This window comes from Calothrix sp. CBUCES-K 9914, assembly GCF_059640475.1.
In genome coordinates this window covers 1-18,385 of the sequence record NZ_JBXXZH010000194.1, presented here as the reverse complement: position 1 = coordinate 18,385, position 18,385 = coordinate 1, and the positions used below count along the sequence as shown (strand labels likewise).

Genomic DNA, 18,385 nt, shown 5'->3' with positions numbered 1-18,385 from the left:
GCTAACCATCTTGACAAATCCGATTTGAGAGGGAATGAAACAGCCCTGCCTTATTAAGGGGGGTTGGGGGGGATCAACATTGGTCTACATTGATATTTTGATTAACCTGCCTCTACAAATTTAGGATTGTTACAATAGTTAATGACTACAATGATAATGACACGGCGCCTGCGAGGATGTGAATATTATGTTTCTTGATGAACTGTCACCTATATTTAAACAACTTGTGCAACACCCAGTTTCGTTTTTGGGTGGTTTTGCTTCCGGCGCCCTGCGTCTTCATCTTGCTGATGACCCTGTAAGAAGTTGGCTAAACCAGCAAATGGGTACTAGTTATACTCCAAGTGTGACTATTATTAACAATGGCAAAAGCACTGGACCTCAGTCTATTTCTATCGAGTAAAAAGTTATGAGTGCTGAGTGCTGAGTACAGACCCTCCAGTTCAGGAGCGTCTGTACGAGAAGCGGAGTTAAGAGTTTGAACTCAGCACTCATAACTCAGCGCTCATAACTTAATAGGAGAGTATGTATAAAATTTAAGTATAATTACTCAAACAAAAAACTATGGTTGATGGGGTAAAGTTAGGTTAAATTTTATATAAGTTCACAAAATTATTGCATTTTCTTATATTAAAGTTAGCGTGATGAAAGGTTAACTACAAATGCTGTCAGTTATACTTAGTTTGATGCTCCCGTTAAAGTTTCTTCGGGAATAGGCTTTGCCCGAAATGGAGGTGGATGTTGAAGAAGGCACCCAAGGTTTATGGATAATGTCTCTGGGCTAGGCAAACAATTAGAATCGTAAGGCATATATCTAAACAGTTACGAAATCTGAAGATATCCTAAATATAAGTCAGATTAATCATAACTTACTAACCTTTGTAAAATCTCATACTTTGAAATTTCGCACAATCAGTTATTATTATTAGCGTATACATAAGTTCAGCCCAAGCAATGGTTGTACCTCAGACTAGGTAAGCAATAACAATGTTCGCTTTGGTCTAGTGTTGCCCATTATTGATCGTAAACTAACAATAGCTTATTCTAGATAGCAATTTTAATTAACGGTCTTACTGTTGAACTCAATGCTTTCTGTTCAAATTTAACGCGATCCACATGACTATTTACGTTGGAAATCTCTCTTACCGCGCTACCGAAGCAGACTTAAGAGCAGTATTCGCAGACTACGGCGAGGTGACTAGAGTCGTGCTGCCCACCGACCGTGAAACAGGTCGGATGCGTGGCTTTGCCTTTGTTGACATGAATGAAGATGCCCAAGAAGATAACGCTATCACCGAACTTGATGGCGCCGAATGGATGGGGCGCCAGCTTCGAGTCAATAAGGCGAAACCACGAGAAGGTGGCGGCGGCGGTGGTGGTAATCGACGAGGAAACTGGAAACAAGAAGCCTATGAATAAATGATGGGATATTAATCATAGCAGATTGTTTTCTTATGACGCAAGCCCTTGGTCGCGAAATATTGACAGAAAACAATTTAAGTCAATGTAAGTTATATAAAAAATGAACCGACAAGTCGTGGTATTCCCATACCTGCCACGGCTAGTCGGTTTTTGGTTATTTGGACAAAGACTAGCGCGCCTTAATCCTTTAGTTAATCTAAAACACCTATCAGTTCCTTTATTAAATTTCTAAGATAGAGGCAGCAGTGTTCGGAATTAATCGAACTTTCAGCCAGTACGAGAAAAAGGACTTAAAACAATGGCTCAAGCGTCAGAATCTCTGGACTTGTCTCGGAGTAACGTTACAAACGATGGGTTAGACCGTGATTGTACAACGCTGTCGCGTCATGTTCTACAACAGTTACAGTCGTTTTCTCCTGAAGCACAAGATTTAAGCGCGCTGATGAATCGTATCGGGCTTGCGGGTAAGTTAATCGCTCGTCGTCTCAGTCGCGCGGGTTTGATGGAAGGAGTACTGGGTTTTACTGGAGAAGTTAACGTCCAGGGTGAATCTGTTAAAAAGATGGATGTATACGCTAATGACGTATTTATCTCAGTCTTTAAGCAAAGTGGGTTAGTGTGTAGGTTGGCATCTGAAGAAATGGATGAACCTTACTACATTCCCGAAAATTGTCCTGTTGGTCGATACACTTTGCTTTACGACCCTATCGACGGTTCTTCAAACACAGATAATAATCTCAGCCTTGGTTCTATTTTCGCAATTCGTAAACAAGAAGGCGAAGATTTAGATCAAAAAGCAAGCGATTTACTTGTTAACGGACGTAATCAAATTGCAGCTGGGTATATTCTCTACGGTCCAAGTACGATGCTTATCTACACGATAGGTAGAGGTGTTCATTCTTTTACACTCGACCCAAGTTTAGGCGAATTTATCTTAACCGAAGAAAATATTCGGGTTCCTGATAAAGGTTCTATTTATAGCGTTAACGAAGGCAACTTCTGGCAATGGGATGAATCTATACGCGAGTACGTTCGCTATGTCCATCGGACAGAAGGATATACTGCTCGGTATAGTGGCGCAATGGTCAGCGACATTCATAGAGTATTACTGCAAGGTGGTGTGTTTTTATATCCCGGCACACTCCAAAAACCTGAAGGAAAACTACGTTTGCTTTACGAAACGGCGCCTTTAGCTTATGTGATTGAACAAGCTGGTGGCCGCGCGACTACTGGTGTTACAGATATATTAGATGTAGTACCAACTAAACTGCACCAACGTACTCCCTTAGTTATCGGTAGTAAAGAGGATGTCGCAAAAGTCGAGTCATTCATCAAAAAAAGTGCTGAGTCCTGAGTTCTGATTGTAGAGACGTGATTAATCACGTCTGTACGAGTTTTGATTAATAAGAGTACGGCTAGTTCCTTCAGGTAGCTATAGCGGGATCAATTAATAATCTGCGAGATCAATTATGGCAACCAATCATCTACTGGAAATCAAAAACTACGGTCAAAGTATCTGGATGGATAATTTGACGAGAGATATTATTAAATCCGGGGAACTCAAAAATCTAGTTGAAAACCAGGGTATTTGTGGCATTACTTCAAACCCAGCCATTTTCGAGAAGGCTATATACGGGAATGCAATTTACGATGCTGATATCGAAGCAGGTGTTCGTGCGGAACTACCTACGTACAAAATTTACGAATCGCTTGTATTTGAAGACATTCGTAAAGCCTGTGATATTTTGCGCCCAGTATATGATGCGACAGATGGATTGGATGGGTATGTAAGTATAGAAGTCCCACCAACTATTGCACACGATACTGAAGCAACAATTCAAGAAGCTCGTCGCTATTACTCTGAAATTGGCAAAGACAATGTAATGATTAAGATTCCCGGAACAGAAGCCGGGTTGCCTGCTGTAGAGACTGTAATATCGGAAGGGATTAACGTTAACGTAACGCTATTGTTCAGTGTGCAAAGTTATGTTAACTGTTTCTGGGCGTACATTCGCGGTTTGGAAAAACGTTCCGCAGAAGGTGAACCCATTAACAAAATATCTTCTGTCGCTAGTTTCTTCCTTAGCCGAATCGATAGCAATATTGATGGCAAAATCGATGCGATACTTAAAAAAGGGGTAGACGACATCGCTATAGAAGCTAAACTACGCGCGGTAAAAGGTAAAGTTGCAATTGCAAACGCCAAAATCGCCTACCAAGAGTACAAAAAAATTGTGCAAGACGAGCGCTGGAAGGCTTTAGCAGCAAAGGGTGCAAATGTACAGCGGTTATTATGGGCTTCGACGAGTACTAAAGACCCCAGCTATAGCGACGTTATGTACGTTGATGAACTTATTGGTCCAGAAACCGTTAATACTTTACCTCCAGCAACTATTGATGCTTGTAGCGACCACTGCAATGTTGCAAGTCGTATAGAAAGCAATGTTGACGAGGCGTACAAACTTATTGATAGCCTCAAAGACCCGGATATCAATATCGACATTAATACCGTTATGGATGAACTTCTCACCGACGGTATTGAAAAGTTTGTCAAACCCTTTGAGTCATTGATGAACTCTTTAGAAGACAAAATTAAGTTATTGTCTCCTGTGTAAGAAATATGGGTTAGAGATTAGCTCCTAACCCAATCTAAAATCCCAAATCGAAAATCCAAAATTTTATGGTCAGTCTGCTAGAAAATCCTTTGCGGGTTGGTCTGCAACAACAAGGGATGCCCGAACCGCAAATCATTGTAATCTTCGGTGCCTCCGGAGACTTGACTTGGCGTAAACTTGTCCCTTCGTTGTATAAACTGCGGAAAGAACGACGTATTCCACCCGAAACAACTATCGTTGGAGTCGCGCGTCGCGAGTGGACTCACGAATACTTCCGTGAACAAATGCGGAAGGGTATGGAGGAAGCTCACGGTGGTGTACACCCAGAAGAACTCTGGCAAGATTTTGCTCAAGGGTTATTTTACTGCTCAGGTAATACCGATAAACCTGAAGATTATCAAAAACTTAAGACATTTTTAACCGAACTCGATGAGAAACGGGGAACGCGCGGCAACCGCATGTTCTATCTTTCGCTTTCTCCAAACTTGTTTGCCGAAGCCATCAAACAGCTTGGTACTGCCAAAATGCTTGATGACCCCTATAAACACCGTTTGGTTATTGAAAAACCCTTCGGTCGTGACTTAGCGTCAGCCAAAAGTCTGAATGTTGTTGTACAAAAGTACTGTAAAGAAAATCAAGTTTATCGTATCGACCATTACTTGGGTAAAGATACAGTTCAAAACTTATTGGTGTTCCGTTTTGCCAACGCAATTTTTGAACCATTGTGGAACCGTCGTTTTGTAGACCACGTACAAATAACTGTTGCTGAAACCGTTGGTGTAGAAGACCGCGCGGGTTATTATGAATCATCCGGTGCCCTACGGGATATGTTGCAAAACCACCTCATGCAACTTTACTGTATGACCGCAATTGAGGCGCCGAACGCGATGGATGCAGAAAGCATCCGTACAGAAAAAGTTAAGGTATTACAAGCAACTCGTTTAGCGGATATTCATAACCTCGATTTATCAGCTATACGTGGACAATACGGCGCTGGTTGGATGAAAGGAAAGCAAGTACCTGGGTATCGTGAAGAACCAGGTGTGAATCCCAATTCAACCACCCCTACATATGTAGCGATGAAATTTGTCATCGATAACTGGCGCTGGCAAGGTGTTCCTTTTTATCTGCGAACAGGAAAGCGAATGCCCAAAAAAGTCAGCGAAATATCCATCCACTTCCGTGAAGTTCCCTCGCGTATTTTTCAATCTGCTGCTCAACAAGTTAATGCCAACGTTCTGGCAATGCGAATTCAGCCTAATGAAGGGATTTCGCTACGGTTTGAAGTGAAAATGCCAGGGGCTGACTTCCGAACTCGTTCTGTAGATATGGATTTTAGCTACGGTTCGTTTGGTATCGAAGCAACATCAGATGCATACGACCGTCTATTCTTAGATTGTATGATGGGCGACCAAACCCTATTTACGCGCGGTGACGAAGTAGAGGCTGCATGGCAAGTAGTTACACCTGCCCTCTCAGTCTGGGATGCACCCGCAGACCCAACAACTATTCCCACCTATGAAGCAGGTACATGGGAACCAGTTGAAGCAGAACTATTGATTAACCGCGACGGTCGTCGTTGGAGAAGACTCTAAAAAAGTGCTGTGTGGAAAGTGCTGAGTGCTGAGTATACTTCCTTACTCATTACTCAGCACTCAGCACTCAGCACTCATCACTGTTTATACTTAGTAAAAATTATGGTTTCCCAAGCTCCTACAATTTATTCACTTCAGGCGCCAAAAGATGTTTCGTTAACAGAAATCGAAGCGGAACTAGGGCAAATTTGGCAAAGTTATGGTATGGCAGGTGAGGATGGTGCTTTACCTGCTGCAACGCGCGCGACAACTTTTACTTTGGTTGTTTATGAACCAGAAGAAACGCAGCAGCTTTTAGCAGCGTTAGGGTTTTATAACGGTCCAATTGATGGAATTTTAGGACCGCAAACTGAAACAGCGCTTCGCGAAGCTCAAAAAGCTTATAAAATACCAGAAACAGGAAAACCAACACCCGATACAGTTACAATATTGCGGGGAGAAGTAGTCAAAGGTCGGGCTTCAGGTAAAATTTCTGAAGCTATAGCATACAAAGCAGATTCAAAAAGCCCTCGTATCGCCGATGAAATTGCGCTTCGTAACCCCTGCCGCATAGTAACTCTTTCTCCACTTGCAGGAGCTGACGAAGGCGTTAAAGCTCAAGTGGCTGCGTATTGTCCAATTCAAAAGCAGTCATCGAGTAGTGCGCTTGTTTGTTGTGAATACCTAACTTTAACTGGTACAGCAACTGCACTCGAACGTATTGGTGGGATGATACCCGCGTTATTAATAGGTGGGTTGCCTAAATTTCTATGGTGGAAAGCAACACCCGACCCAAATAACCCATTATTTAAACGCTTGTCAGCAGTTTGTAATAACGTAATTGTTGACTCATGCAATTTCAACGAGCCTGAGAAAGATTTACTCAACTTACAAGAGTTAGTTGAAAACGGTGTACCTCTTGCAGACCTTAACTGGCGCCGAATTTCTGGATGGCAGGAATTAGCGGCACAAGCATATGATGCACCAAACCGTCGTGCAGCGCTAGGTGAAATTGACCGTGTAAATATCGATTACGAAAAAGGCAGTCCAGTACAGGCATTACTATTTATTGGCTGGTTTGCAAGTCGCCTAGGTTGGAAACCAGTTGGTTATCAGCAAGAAAAAGGTGATTATGATATCACCAAAATTAAATTTCTTTCCAACGACCAGCGACCGATCGAAGCTGAGTTAGCTGGTGTTCCAATGGGAGACGTTGGTCAGGTTCCAGGTGACTTAGTTGCACTACGGTTGAGTTCAACCAATATCAATGCTGACTGTGGTACTTTAATTTGTTCCGAAACAGGTGGCTGTATGCGGATGGAAACTCAAGGTGGCGCCCAGTCCACAGGTTTATTCCAACAAGTTACCTCACTTTCAGAACAAAAAGCTGAAGTGCTATTAAGTCAACAAGTACAACGCTGGGGTCATGAAGCACTCTTAGAAGAAAGTCTCGCACTTACAGCACAAATTTTAAAATTTGGCTTCAGCACTGAAGAGTAAAAGTTAGGAGTTAGGAATTAGGAATTAGGAATTAAAAGTTAGGAATTAGGATAATAAACTTAATATCTGGTAATATTCTTAACTCACAACTTACAACTCCTAACTCCTAACTCCTAATTATTTTCATGTCTTTAATTATTACTGGAGAACGTAGCGGGGTGGGCAAGACGACAGTCACGCTCGCCCTACTTGCTTATTTATGTAAAAATAAATACAATGTACAATCTTATAAAGTTGGTCCAGACTACATCGACCCAATGTTTCACCGTTATATAACTGGTAGAGCATGTCGTAATTTAGACCCTGTATTAACTTCAGAGCAATATGTCCAAGAATGTTTTTGCTATCATCGCGAAGGCGCCGATTTTTCTTTAGTAGAAGGTGTCATGGGGTTGTTCGATGGTATTGGAAATCAAACCGTTCCCTTTTCGAGTACAGCACATATATCTAAGTTATTAAATATACCAGTCATTTTAGTTGTTGATTGTAGTCGCTTATCGGGGTCGGTAGCTGCTATTGTGCATGGTTACTGCACGCTTGACCCAAGTATCAATATTGCGGGTGTAGTTCTTAACCGTGTTGGAAGTGACCGTCATTTAGATTTACTCAAAAATGCACTTGCACCTCTACAAATAAAAATATTAGGTGTATTACGACGCGAGGATAATATATCAATTCCCGACCGTCATTTAGGTTTAGTACCTACATCTGAACTACCAGAACTCGATGCTATTATGTCTCGACTTGCTACTTTAGGTGCCAGTTGTTTTGACTGGGAAGCGTTATTACCCTTGTTAAGAACCTCTCCCCCAACCCCTCTCCTACAAGGAGAGGGGAGCGAGTGTATTCCCCCTTCCCTCATAGGGAAGGGGGTTAGGGGGTTAGGTTCTTTTGTTATTTCTCCGCATGACGTTAAAAGTCAGGGAAAGGGGGAATACTCAGTTCAAATTGCTGTGGCGTTAGATAATGCTTTTAATTTTTACTATCAAGATAATTTAGATTTACTACAAAAATTTGGCACCGAGTTAATTTTTTGGAGTCCGCTAAAAGATGATTTACCCAAAAATATTCAGGGAATGTATTTTGGTGGTGGATTTCCAGAAATCTTTGCTCAAGAGTTATCGAGTAATATAAGTGCGCTTCTTGCTGTTAAAGATGCTATTCAAGCTGGAATACCCACCATTGCTGAATGTGGTGGTTTGATGTACTTGTGTGACAAAATTATCGACTTTGAAAATAACGCTTGGTCAATGGTGGGAGTATTACCAACTCAAGCTGTAATGGATAAACGCTTGACGTTAGGTTATCGACGCGCGGTTACACTACAGAATAATTTTCTTCTTGACGCAGGTACAGTTATTCATGGACATGAATTTCACCGTTCGCGTTTACTATCTAACTTAAAGGCGCCTGTTTTTGAGACTTATCGCGCTGACACAGGAGAGTTTACAGGTGATGAAGGTTGGAGTACACAATTTAATCTTCACGCTTCTTACGTTCACCAACATTGGGGAAGTTCTCAAGAAATTCCACAACGATTTTTAAAATATTGTTTAGAACGCAAATAAATGTAGAGACGCTCCGGTTCTGAGCGTCTCTACAACGTGCGGATTTTATAAATAATTTAGTGGTCTGAAGCAGAATAACTATTTACTTGATTAACTACTGTTGGTGGGTCGTTCAGTGATAGTACTAATTGCGGAGTCGGAATATGGTGGTCGCTACGAGTAGGAACAACCGCAGTACCAAGAGCAAAAAATTCAATCACATGCGAACCCCATGAATATTGCCCTTCATGAATTTTGGCGCCAATTATCCCTTCAGCTTGTAAATGGGCAGCTTCTACTTGCATTCGCTCCATTGCCAGTTCGCGCGCATCGTACAGTGCCTGGGTAAAGTTGGTCATCTCAACATTTCTACCCATATTCTTAAACCATTGCCCAATACCCTGATAAGCAACGTGATAAACACAGTTACCCATTACTAGACCAACTGGCCGATAACCAGCTTTCAGCAGCGTCCAAAAGTCCTGTCCAGAAAGGTCACTTGTAAAAGGTTTATTTTTGAAATTGCGATAAGAAAGACTTTTATCACGTGCCACAACTGCGGTGCCAATTGCTACAAACTCAGCTAAATTAGGTTCCCAACTCATGTGTTTAGCTGTTAAGCGCACTCCCACTATACCATCGGCGCCTAAAGCTAAAGCTTCTTCTTCCATCCGACTCATTGCTAATTCACGCGCGTGATACATTGCTTGCGATAAAACAGTCATTTCCATGCTTTGGTATACACCTGCCCACTGAAAACCAATGTGGTACATTGAGCAACCAACAACTAGTCCCAATGGCTCAAAACCAGCTTCCTTAACTAATAAAAACTCATTGACTGATAAATCACTGGTAAATAAGCTTTTATGTCCATTGCCACCTCGCATTTCTGCTAAACGCTGACGAGCATGAACTGGTAATTCATTACCAAGTGGCTGTTCGTTACTTTGATTAAAATTTCTATTTGTCATAAAAAATGCTGTAATCATTAAGTAAATTTGACTATTAAAATTTTAACTTTTAGACAGTGGAATGAATAGCAATGCTTTACTAACAGGGTTTTGGACTGGTTCTTGATTAGGAGCAATTGCAGTACCGACAGCAACAAAATTAGCTAGTAGGTCACGAAATGGACCAGGATTAAAAAAACTCAATAAACTACTAATTATTGAATAAAAAAATACAAAAGGGATAAGTAGAAAGAGTGCTATCGCAAATATAACAGGTTGAAATAATCCAAATAAAAATAGGAACCCAAAAGACCATAACCAAAGACTAGAAAATGGTTGGTAATCAATTTTTTCAATGTCGGTGTGAATATGCATCCCAACCGCTCCAATGCCACCCAATTTTTCTATATCTTTCGACAGCCGAGCAACAGCTAAATCGCGCGAAGCCTGAAAACCCTCACTAAATTGAATCAGTTCCTGGTTCTGTCTTGCGTTTCCATACCTTTGGTTCCACCATGATTTATTCATCAAACTACGAGTTTGACGATTACTATGCACATAGTAAGAACAGGCGCCAAATACTAATCCTTTCGGTAAATATCCAGCTTGGTACAATTGCCAAAACTCTTGTCCACTTAAGTCGCTAGTAAAAGGTTTAGAACCATTTGAAGAAGCACGCTCCGGACGTAACGGTAAACGAATAGCTGTACCAATGGCTGTAAATTCAACCGTCCCTATACCCCAATGTTGCCGACTTTGTTGCAAGCGCACTGCAATAATGCCACATGCACCCAACATCGCAGCTTCTTCTTGCATTCTTTGAACTGCTAACTCGCGCGCTGCTAATTGTGCTTGTGTTAATGCTTCCAACTCACCTGTATGCTTTTGATACCCCCGAAAGTAACCGTAAAACCCTACTTTATAAAAGCAAGTCCCCATTACTATACCAATTGGCTCAAACCCTGTTTCGCACGCTAACAGGTATTCGTTACTACTTAAATCACTTGTAAAAAACTTATTACTTACAGATGACTGCAATTTTAGACGCTGCGTCCCAATTTTTGGGGTAAATTTGACTTCCGATAATTCTGGGTTGCTTGTTTGACTTATTGCTGATTGAGTATTTCCAGTAAACAACCAAACGACAGTTCGACTACAAGCATTGGCTAAACGGTCAAATAATCCCATAATTTTGACTTAATCTATGAATTAGCCGTTAATGAATTTATTTAAAGCGTTTCTCGTTTCGGCGCTATTTTGCGCTAACATAGCTAGATTCTGAGCAACTTCATTATTCCATTGCTCCATTGAAACATCTGTTGTCTTAATTACTACACCTCGTACAATTTTAATTATTTTGGCAGATAATGAACCGTAACGTTCGCGGCTAATTTGATAGTGATTATCCTCAAAGCATACAGTTATTTGTTTTACACTACCTAAACCTAGTAACTCTCGTTTGACAAGGATTTGAGTTGGTAGTATGGTTTGCAATCTTTTTGACAATGATTCTAACATGTCGCCAGATTCTTGCTTATCCATACGTAGTCCAGCAGCAAGAACATCCACTTCTAGAGCTTGGTCTAAATCTTCTTCCATAATATATGTATTTAGATATATTTATTTAGCTTTCAACTTGTAAAACGCGAACATGATGCTTTATATGGTCTTCCATGAAGCTAGAAATAAAGTAATAGCTATGGTCATAACCATTTTGGTAACGTAAAGTTAATGGTTGGTTAACTTCTTGACAAGCTTGCTCAAATATCTCAGGTTTTAGTTGTTCTTGTGCGAACTTATCATTTGTACCTTGGTCGATAAGGATACTACTATGATATTTATACTTTTTAATTATGTCACTTGCATCATACTGGCGCCAATTTTCTTTATCTTCGCCTAAGTAGGCAGTGAATGCTTTTATTCCCCAAGGACACTGCATTGGCGCCACAATTGGCGCAAATGCTGATACTGATTTGAATTTTTGTGGATTTCGCAAAGCACAAACGAGTGCCCCATGTCCACCCATTGAGTGACCAAATATACCTTGTTTGTTGATATCAATTGGAAAGTTGGCTGCAATTAAACTAGGTAGTTCTTCAACGATATAACTATACATGTTGTAATGTTTTGCCCAAGGTTCTTGTGTCGCGTCCACATAAAACCCGGCGCCTGTGCCAAAGTCCCAGTCATCATCTTCACCTGGAATACCCGCATCTCTCGGACTTGTATCCGGCGCCACTAATATTAGCCCATATTCAGCAGCGTACTTTTGGGCGTGTGCTTTAGCCATGAAATTCTCTTCAGTGCAAGTCAACCCAGAAAGGAAGTACAAAACGGGAAAAGATTTTTGCATTTGTGGAGGTTGATATACGGCAAAGCGCATTGGAATATTACAGGTAGTCGAAGCGTGGGAGTAGAAGCTAAGTTTACCACCAAAGGATTTGTAGTCGATTTTCAGATTCAGAGACATAGAGGAGAAGCTAAAAGTTTTATATATAGCAATCCTATCTAATGAGAGAAAATCCACGTATACAAAAAATTAGAACTATCAATCATCACCTTTAATGTAGTATTTATGTATCCAATTTGAGAGGAAGTTCAATCACAAACTTTGTGCCTTGTTCTGAAGTTGAATCACACCAAATCTGACCCCTGTGTTTTACAGTTATTATTTGATAACAAATAGATAAACCTAGACCTGTTCCTTTGCCAACATCTTTCGTCGTAAAGAAAGGGTCGAAAATTTTGGAGATAATAGCTTTTGAAATACTTAGTCCACTATTATAAATTGCAATTACTATCTTATCGGCAAATTTATGAGTACTAATCTTAATAAAATTTTGAGTTACTGTTATACTTTTTAAAAAACATTGTTGATTTAATTCTTCTATTGCATCGATGGCATTAGTAAGAATATTCATAAAAACTTGATTGAGTTGTCCGGCGTAACATTCCACTAAAGGAAGGTTTCCATACTCTTTAACTAACTGAATTTCTGAATACTTAGAATTTGTCTTGAGTCGATTTTGTAAAATCATTAAAGTACCATCGATTCCTTCGTGAATATCTACTTCTTTCACTTCAGCTTCATCCACACGAGAAAAATTCCGAAGCGCAAGCACAATATTTTGAATCCTTTCAGTTCCAATTTTCATTGACGATAGCAATTTGGGGAAATCTTCAATTAAAAACTCTAAATCAATTGCCTCTGCTTTTTTATGAATATCTAAGTGAGGATTAGGATAATGCTGTTTGTACAATTTTAATAAATGTAATAAGTCTTCAGTATAGTCATTAATAGGAATCAGATTTCCACTGATAAAACTAACAGGATTATTAATTTCATGAGCAACACCTGCTACCAGTTGACCAAGGGAAGACATTTTCTCCTTCTGTATCAACTGAGCTTGAGTTTGATAAAGTTGGTTTAAGGTTTTTTCTAATTCTTGAGCTTTTTGCAACAAATTTGCTTCAGATAAACGTAAGTTTTCTTCAACAATTTTTCGTTCGGTAACATCGCACGTTACCTTTGAGAAACCTCGCAATTCTCCATTTTCATTAAATAAGGGAGTAATTACAACATTTGCCCAGAAACGAGAACCATCTTTACGAAGGCGCCAACCTTCTTCTTGATAGTGTCCATCCGTAATGGCAATTTGAAGTTCACGTTCGGGTTTGCAATCTTCTAAATCTTCTGATGTATAAAAGCGAGAGAAATGTTGCCCAATAATTTCTTGCGCTTTGTAACCTTTAATTACTTCAGCTCCTCTGTTCCAACTAGCAACCCGTCCCTTGATATCCAGCATGAAAATAGCGTACTCTCTCACAGATGAAACCAATAGTTGTAAGTTCTCTTCGCTTACGCGCAGTCTATCTTGGGAAATTTTGCGCTCGATAATATCACAGGTGAGTAGGTTCATATCAATCATATGCCTCGTTGTTAACATCTGAATAATTACACCTCATTATTTAGAGTTCCCAACTTAGTTTCATATATTACCTTAAGAGTACGGAGGATAATAATTCTTTACATTATTTATGTTCGTTTTCAGCTATGAGACATTTTTGCACAGGCAGGGAGGGATGCACAGGCAGGGATGCCTGTGCTACGACAGTAAATTAGGCGACGTTGGCAAATAATTCTGTGAATGCTTTGGGTGCAGCTTCGGGTTTTGCGACTATTTCGACTATTTTGTTCCGCGCGCTGGGTTCTGATAGTGCTTCAACGCAAACCTGTGCCACTTTTTGTCTGGGAATGCTACCCTCAGATAGGGTATCAGCACTTTGCATGATAATTGCATCCGAGTTGTCTTCATTTTTTAACCCACCTGGACGCACAATGGTATAAGTTAAACCACTTTTTTGTAAGTATTCTTCAGCTTGCTTTTTCCATACCAAAATCAGCCAAAACAAATTTAAGGGGTGAAAAAATTGTGAAGTACACAGCGAAGTCACTAAAACAAAATGATTGATCTCTTTTGTTTTCGCTGCATCAATTAAGTTTTTTGTGCCTTCTAAGTCTACTTTATATGGCCCTGTTGGGTCTAAACTTGGTTTGGCGCCAGTAGCACACAGAACTACAGTACTATCATCTAGTGCGGTTGTAAGGGTGGAAGGTTCAAGAATATCACCCTGTACTAAATCTACACCAGGAGGGAGAATACTTCTTGCTCTGTCGAGATCACGGACTAAAGCACGAACGGGAATATTGCGCGCGACTAGTTCAGTAACTATACGACGACCCGTTTCTCCTGTTGCACCTGCTACAAAAGCTTTCATGATAAACGTTATCCTGGGAAACTAATGAGTGTCTAATTGAGTGTGTTGATTAAAAAGACGAGATGAAATTTGTTACGAATTTTTAAGGTTTCAGTAAAAATGAACAATTAGTACGAAACGTTCTCTCATATGAGGGAATGATAAGTAAAGGGCAAGGAATCAAAAGATACTGGAGGGCAGTTATGCTATCGAAAGACCAAGAGTACCAAGCACTAGAAACCACAGAGCCAATGTTATCTGTAACGTCAGGTATCGTCAACTCAGAGGATGTATTACCTAACACAGGGACTTTCAAACCAACGATATTTTACGGAAATTTCAGCGACTGTATGGAGATGCACGCTCCATCTTGTATTGTCGCAGAATATTTAAACGCTCATCGCGAGTGGTTTGTACGTTGTGCGGAACCGATGAAGGTTCAGCCATTGGGACAAAATGGTTATGCTTTGGTAATTGGTCGCTTTGGCGCCTTTAATTATGAGGTCGAACCAAAAATAGGTTTGGAACTCTTACCACCCGATGAAGGTGTCTATCGAATTCACACCATCCCAATTCCCGATTACCAAGCACCTGGATATGATGTAGATTACCGTGCCAACTTACAGCTAGTCGAGAGTCGCGCGGAAGATTCTTCTGGTTTTATAGAAATGACGCGCGTCGAGTGGGAATTATTTTTAGCTGTTAATATTCATTTTCCCAAGTTCATCCAACGTTTACCCCAGTCGATAATTCAAACCACTGGAGACCGTTTACTCAACCAAATTGTTCGTCAAGTCTCACGTCGCTTAACTCGCAAAGTTCAAGACGATTTTCATCGCTCTATAGGTGTATCTTTTCCAAAAAAGCGTTAATGTCCAAACATAAATCATTAATTATTAGTGGTCGATTTTGCATCGACCACTAATAATTAATCAAAGATTAAGCTTGACTTAATATCTTCTGAACAATTTGCACACCACTAATAGCCTGGTAAGTAAACAAGCCTAATATCGTGAAATTGATTAAAATATGAGTCATACGTGCCCAATTGGCGCCTTTTTGCATAAAAGGGGAAAGTGATGCAGAAAAAGCAATAAGCATCGTCATCCCAAGTCCGATAAGCAAGTGTGGACCAACGAACAACTTACCGTTATTAATATAAGTGACACCCATCGCCGCTACAGACCCTGCCACCATAAACCCCAATATCAAGGAACCAATCTGAAAGTGCCGAACGTTATAGCGTCCTTTGATTAACTCTTTCTTGTCTTCACCTTGCGCGTTACGGGTACTTTGAACTTTTAAACCCAGATAAGCAGCGTAAAGCGTCGCTAACAATAACCCCCACATCAGAACTGGGTGGACAAAATTTAACCCGTACTTAACCGATGGAGATAATTCCATTGTCGTGTTCCCCAAATTCTTAAATCTTCATAAAACTTAGCATAACTTTTTTTTACAGTCTCTTGTCAGATATCTTGTAGAATCTCTTGTGGAATGGGCATCCTTGCCCGTTCTATGTGCTTTTTAAGATAGGTACAGTTGAAAATCTGTCACACGTTACCAAGTAGTACCGTTTTTTTTCATAGTATTTTACTACTTATAACAACGGTGGAAATCTACCACGTCTACGATTAAACTGAGGATAACTACCTCAATAAATTTAGAGGTGCTGCAACATGGTACGACAAGTTACAGAATTCGATACCGCCGATGACTTGGTTATTTACCCAGAAACCGACGGTGAACCGATGGCGCAAAATACGTTACAGTTTATTTGGATCGTAATTATTAAGGAAGGTTTAGAAATACTATTTGCATCAAATCCAGATGTATTTGTTGCTGGAGATTTGTTCTGGTATCCAATTGCAGGTGATATTGATACAAAATACGCCCCTGATGCAATGGTGGTATTTGGTAGACCAAAAGGTCATCGACGTTCATATGTACAAGCGCATGAAAACAATATACCACCACAGGTAATATTTGAAATATTGTCACCTGGTAACAGGAAAAGAGAAATGGACGACAAGTTCGACTTTTACCAGAAACACGGCGCCGAAGAATACTATATATATGACCCAGATAAAAATATTTTAAGAGGCTGGTTACGTTCAAAGAAAACTCTCAAACCAATCAATAGCGTAAATAATTGGGTCAGTCCACGTTTACAAATCAAGTTTGTGTTAACAGCGACAACACTTGAAATTTATCGTCCAGACGGTCGCAAGTTCGTAACACCCGTAGAGCTTGATGAATTGTATGAACAAGCTGAAAAACGCGCGGATGCCGAACAACAACGTGCGGATGCCGAACAACAACGCGCGGATACCGAACGACAACGCGCGGAAACTGAACGACAGGCAAGATTAAACGCGGTATCTCAGTTACTAAAGACAGGAATGAGTATCGAACAAGTCGCGCAGATTCTTTCATTAACAGTGCAAGAAGTTGAAAGTTTAAAAGATTGAACGCTTACCGCCTATGCGGCGCTTAATGTTCAGGACTCATCTGGTGGTTGCATTTCGCTTACCAGTGGGTTTAAAACAATATCACTGGCGCCTGCGTCCGGTTTACCAGCGCGCAAAGTTTGTTTACGCTGGTTGCGTCGCGCAACTTGTCGATAACCCGCGCGTTCTGCTTTTTGATGTTCATATTCGATCAACCTGCCGTAATGCGCGTGCTTACTCAAGTTCATCGAAAGAAAAATATGCTCGCGCGTGTTTCCAAATCCTTTACGGTTAAAGAACTTAAGTGCGGGTGTATTTGCTGGGTCAGTATCTACTAACATAAAGCGTGCGCCATCCTCAATCATTCGCGCAATCGCTTTATCAACTAATTTATCAGCAACACCACGACGTTGAAACTTTGGATTAACTCCTAACCATAAAATATAACCGTATGTTAATGAAGCCTTAGTAATAATCGTTCCCAAAATAAATCCAGCAAGTTCACCATCAATCTCAGCCACTAAACAATATTCTGGATCGGTGTTGTAAAGTCCTATAACCTCCCATTCATCCCAAGTTCGGTATAAATACGGGTAAAGTTCACTAGTAAATAATTCTTCTCCCAAATGATAAATAGGAGCAATATCGTCAATTCCTAATTCACGAACAAATACAGTCTCATTACTGTCAAAATTCTCAATCTGCATAAAATTTATTTATATCTCAGCACTCAGCACTCAGCACTCAGCACTTTTATAGACTTACTTCTTCAATGCTAACTAAGTCAAGCAAAGAACTGTCTATTGTTAAAGGAGGAGAATTGAGAGATGTGTTGTTTAATGTTGCGTAAGTTCTATTACACCGTACTGCGAATTGGCATCTTTCGCATAATTTGTTGCCAAGAGAGACTTGGGGAAAATCTTTGCCTTCGTAATAAGAGGAAATATATTGCGTTAGCTGGGTGAGTAACTGATTTAATTTATGCTTTGTTTGTTCGTGAGTCGCGCTGCTATATTTAAATTTGAGACTTTGTGGTTTATCTCCAGGCTGAACAAACCAATAGGTCATGGAAATATTTTCTGGTACATAGACGCTTGTTTCGGCTAAAACAAACAAGTAGAGGAGAGTTTGCCAGTTTTGCTCTAAATAACGTGGGTTTTGTGGTTTTGGGTAAGTTTTCCAATCTACAATTTGCGCTTGTACATTATCGGCAATTAACAAATCATAAACGGTTACGAGTAAATAATTTTGAAACTGTAGAGTTCGATAATGTTCGCTTTCGCTAAACGTATCACCACTATTATTTTGTAATGTCTCTAATATCTCTGGCGCCGCGTTCTGAAGTCCATCGATCCAACTGCGTAACTTAGCGTCAGTTTCCAAAAAGCTATCGATAGATAAACCCATCGCACGCTGCTGCATCAGCAAGTGAAAACGACTCCCCAACATTAACTTTTCATCGTGGTCTGGGTCTGTTGGAGAATAAAGCTGTTCTAAGTAGGTATGCTGAAACAGTCTTGGACACTTGGACAGTGTATTAAGCTGTCCTTGTGAAAGTCGCATTAAATG

General features: G+C 40.3%; 18 protein-coding genes. 9 read left to right on the top strand and 9 right to left on the bottom strand.

Annotation, left to right across the window (positions count from 1 at the left end; all coding sequences use genetic code 11):
• The first annotated feature begins 187 nt into the window (after nucleotides 1–187).
• The 7 genes from AC2JBO_RS32025 (at nucleotide 188) to AC2JBO_RS31995 (ending at nucleotide 8,679) form a co-directional block, all read left to right on the top strand.
• Complete coding sequence (locus AC2JBO_RS32025) at nucleotides 188–403, top strand: ssl0294 family protein (RefSeq protein ID WP_496957673.1); 216 nt, start codon at nucleotides 188–190, stop codon at nucleotides 401–403.
• 713 nt (nucleotides 404–1,116) lie between these two features.
• Entirely contained in the window at nucleotides 1,117–1,419 is a 303-nt protein-coding gene (gene rbp, locus AC2JBO_RS32020) for an RNA-binding regulator (protein ID WP_496957672.1), read from the top strand.
• A gap of 301 nt (nucleotides 1,420–1,720) precedes the next feature.
• Nucleotides 1,721–2,776 carry a class 1 fructose-bisphosphatase gene (gene fbp / locus AC2JBO_RS32015; protein ID WP_496957671.1) on the top strand — a complete coding sequence of 352 codons (1,056 nt, stop codon included), beginning with the start codon at nucleotides 1,721–1,723 and terminating at the stop codon, nucleotides 2,774–2,776.
• Between the two features lie 115 nt (nucleotides 2,777–2,891).
• Entirely contained in the window at nucleotides 2,892–4,037 is a 1,146-nt protein-coding gene (gene tal / locus AC2JBO_RS32010) for a transaldolase (protein WP_496957670.1), read from the top strand.
• 65 nt (nucleotides 4,038–4,102) lie between these two features.
• Nucleotides 4,103–5,632, top strand: a complete 1,530-nt coding sequence (gene zwf, locus AC2JBO_RS32005; RefSeq protein WP_496957669.1) for a glucose-6-phosphate dehydrogenase — start codon at nucleotides 4,103–4,105, stop codon at nucleotides 5,630–5,632.
• Between the two features lie 102 nt (nucleotides 5,633–5,734).
• Entirely contained in the window at nucleotides 5,735–7,111 is a 1,377-nt protein-coding gene (opcA, locus tag AC2JBO_RS32000; RefSeq protein ID WP_496957674.1) for a glucose-6-phosphate dehydrogenase assembly protein OpcA, read from the top strand.
• 125 nt (nucleotides 7,112–7,236) lie between these two features.
• Nucleotides 7,237–8,679: a cobyrinic acid a,c-diamide synthase CobB gene (locus tag AC2JBO_RS31995; RefSeq protein ID WP_496957668.1), complete on the top strand. Its 1,443-nt coding sequence runs from the start codon at nucleotides 7,237–7,239 to the stop codon at nucleotides 8,677–8,679.
• Nucleotides 8,680–8,735: 56 nt separating this feature from the next.
• On the opposite strand, the gene AC2JBO_RS31990 is transcribed toward AC2JBO_RS31995, so the two are convergent.
• The 6 genes from AC2JBO_RS31990 to AC2JBO_RS31965 form a co-directional block, all read right to left on the bottom strand.
• Nucleotides 8,736–9,629, bottom strand: coding sequence for a heavy metal-binding domain-containing protein (locus tag AC2JBO_RS31990; RefSeq protein ID WP_496957667.1), 894 nt, complete (start codon nucleotides 9,627–9,629; stop codon nucleotides 8,736–8,738).
• Nucleotides 9,630–9,671: 42 nt separating this feature from the next.
• A complete protein-coding gene (locus tag AC2JBO_RS31985; protein ID WP_496957666.1) occupies nucleotides 9,672–10,796 on the bottom strand; it encodes a heavy metal-binding domain-containing protein in 1,125 nt (374 codons plus the stop codon).
• A gap of 21 nt (nucleotides 10,797–10,817) precedes the next feature.
• Nucleotides 10,818–11,207, bottom strand: a complete 390-nt coding sequence (locus AC2JBO_RS31980; protein ID WP_496957665.1) for a hypothetical protein — start codon at nucleotides 11,205–11,207, stop codon at nucleotides 10,818–10,820.
• Between the two features lie 25 nt (nucleotides 11,208–11,232).
• Nucleotides 11,233–12,078: an S-formylglutathione hydrolase gene (fghA, locus tag AC2JBO_RS31975; protein WP_496957664.1), complete on the bottom strand. Its 846-nt coding sequence runs from the start codon at nucleotides 12,076–12,078 to the stop codon at nucleotides 11,233–11,235.
• A gap of 103 nt (nucleotides 12,079–12,181) precedes the next feature.
• Nucleotides 12,182–13,528, bottom strand: a complete 1,347-nt coding sequence (locus AC2JBO_RS31970) for a sensor histidine kinase (RefSeq protein ID WP_496957663.1) — start codon at nucleotides 13,526–13,528, stop codon at nucleotides 12,182–12,184.
• 199 nt (nucleotides 13,529–13,727) lie between these two features.
• Nucleotides 13,728–14,387, bottom strand: a complete 660-nt coding sequence (locus AC2JBO_RS31965) for an SDR family oxidoreductase (protein ID WP_496957662.1) — start codon at nucleotides 14,385–14,387, stop codon at nucleotides 13,728–13,730.
• Nucleotides 14,388–14,569: 182 nt separating this feature from the next.
• On the opposite strand from AC2JBO_RS31965, the gene AC2JBO_RS31960 reads away from it, so the two are divergent.
• Complete coding sequence (locus AC2JBO_RS31960) at nucleotides 14,570–15,238, top strand: DUF1997 domain-containing protein (protein WP_496957661.1); 669 nt, start codon at nucleotides 14,570–14,572, stop codon at nucleotides 15,236–15,238.
• A gap of 67 nt (nucleotides 15,239–15,305) precedes the next feature.
• Here the strand turns inward: AC2JBO_RS31960 and AC2JBO_RS31955 are convergent, their stop codons facing one another.
• On the bottom strand, nucleotides 15,306–15,770 hold the full coding sequence (locus AC2JBO_RS31955) for a DUF4079 domain-containing protein (protein ID WP_496957660.1): 465 nt from the start codon (nucleotides 15,768–15,770) through the stop codon (nucleotides 15,306–15,308).
• Nucleotides 15,771–16,045: 275 nt separating this feature from the next.
• Here AC2JBO_RS31955 and AC2JBO_RS31950 point away from each other — a divergent pair, with 275 nt between their 5' ends.
• On the top strand, nucleotides 16,046–16,837 hold the full coding sequence (locus AC2JBO_RS31950; RefSeq protein WP_496957659.1) for a Uma2 family endonuclease: 792 nt from the start codon (nucleotides 16,046–16,048) through the stop codon (nucleotides 16,835–16,837).
• A gap of 29 nt (nucleotides 16,838–16,866) precedes the next feature.
• Here AC2JBO_RS31950 and AC2JBO_RS31945 read toward each other — a convergent pair whose 3' ends face one another.
• Together AC2JBO_RS31945 and AC2JBO_RS31940 are read right to left on the bottom strand one after the other, a co-directional pair.
• Entirely contained in the window at nucleotides 16,867–17,523 is a 657-nt protein-coding gene (locus AC2JBO_RS31945; protein WP_496957658.1) for a GNAT family N-acetyltransferase, read from the bottom strand.
• A 46-nt stretch (nucleotides 17,524–17,569) separates the two neighbouring features.
• On the bottom strand, nucleotides 17,570–18,385 hold an 816-nt coding region (locus tag AC2JBO_RS31940; RefSeq protein WP_496957657.1), incomplete at its 5' end, for a PD-(D/E)XK nuclease family protein.

Excerpts from the sequence above, each read along its gene's own strand:
- AC2JBO_RS32025 (WP_496957673.1), top strand. The coding sequence starts at position 188 with ATGTTTCTTGATGAACTGTCACCTATATTTAAACAACTTGTGCAACAC.
- rbp (WP_496957672.1), top strand. The coding sequence starts at position 1,117 with ATGACTATTTACGTTGGAAATCTCTCTTACCGCGCTACCGAAGCAGAC.
- fbp (WP_496957671.1), top strand. The coding sequence starts at position 1,721 with ATGGCTCAAGCGTCAGAATCTCTGGACTTGTCTCGGAGTAACGTTACA.
- tal (WP_496957670.1), top strand. The coding sequence starts at position 2,892 with ATGGCAACCAATCATCTACTGGAAATCAAAAACTACGGTCAAAGTATC.
- zwf (WP_496957669.1), top strand. The coding sequence starts at position 4,103 with ATGGTCAGTCTGCTAGAAAATCCTTTGCGGGTTGGTCTGCAACAACAA.
- opcA (WP_496957674.1), top strand. The coding sequence starts at position 5,735 with ATGGTTTCCCAAGCTCCTACAATTTATTCACTTCAGGCGCCAAAAGAT.
- AC2JBO_RS31995 (WP_496957668.1), top strand. The coding sequence starts at position 7,237 with ATGTCTTTAATTATTACTGGAGAACGTAGCGGGGTGGGCAAGACGACA.
- AC2JBO_RS31990 (WP_496957667.1), bottom strand. The coding sequence starts at position 9,629 with ATGACAAATAGAAATTTTAATCAAAGTAACGAACAGCCACTTGGTAAT.
- AC2JBO_RS31985 (WP_496957666.1), bottom strand. The coding sequence starts at position 10,796 with ATGGGATTATTTGACCGTTTAGCCAATGCTTGTAGTCGAACTGTCGTT.
- AC2JBO_RS31980 (WP_496957665.1), bottom strand. The coding sequence starts at position 11,207 with ATGGAAGAAGATTTAGACCAAGCTCTAGAAGTGGATGTTCTTGCTGCT.
- fghA (WP_496957664.1), bottom strand. The coding sequence starts at position 12,078 with ATGTCTCTGAATCTGAAAATCGACTACAAATCCTTTGGTGGTAAACTT.
- AC2JBO_RS31970 (WP_496957663.1), bottom strand. The coding sequence starts at position 13,528 with ATGAACCTACTCACCTGTGATATTATCGAGCGCAAAATTTCCCAAGAT.
- AC2JBO_RS31965 (WP_496957662.1), bottom strand. The coding sequence starts at position 14,387 with ATGAAAGCTTTTGTAGCAGGTGCAACAGGAGAAACGGGTCGTCGTATA.
- AC2JBO_RS31960 (WP_496957661.1), top strand. The coding sequence starts at position 14,570 with ATGCTATCGAAAGACCAAGAGTACCAAGCACTAGAAACCACAGAGCCA.
- AC2JBO_RS31955 (WP_496957660.1), bottom strand. The coding sequence starts at position 15,770 with ATGGAATTATCTCCATCGGTTAAGTACGGGTTAAATTTTGTCCACCCA.
- AC2JBO_RS31950 (WP_496957659.1), top strand. The coding sequence starts at position 16,046 with ATGGTACGACAAGTTACAGAATTCGATACCGCCGATGACTTGGTTATT.
- AC2JBO_RS31945 (WP_496957658.1), bottom strand. The coding sequence starts at position 17,523 with ATGCAGATTGAGAATTTTGACAGTAATGAGACTGTATTTGTTCGTGAA.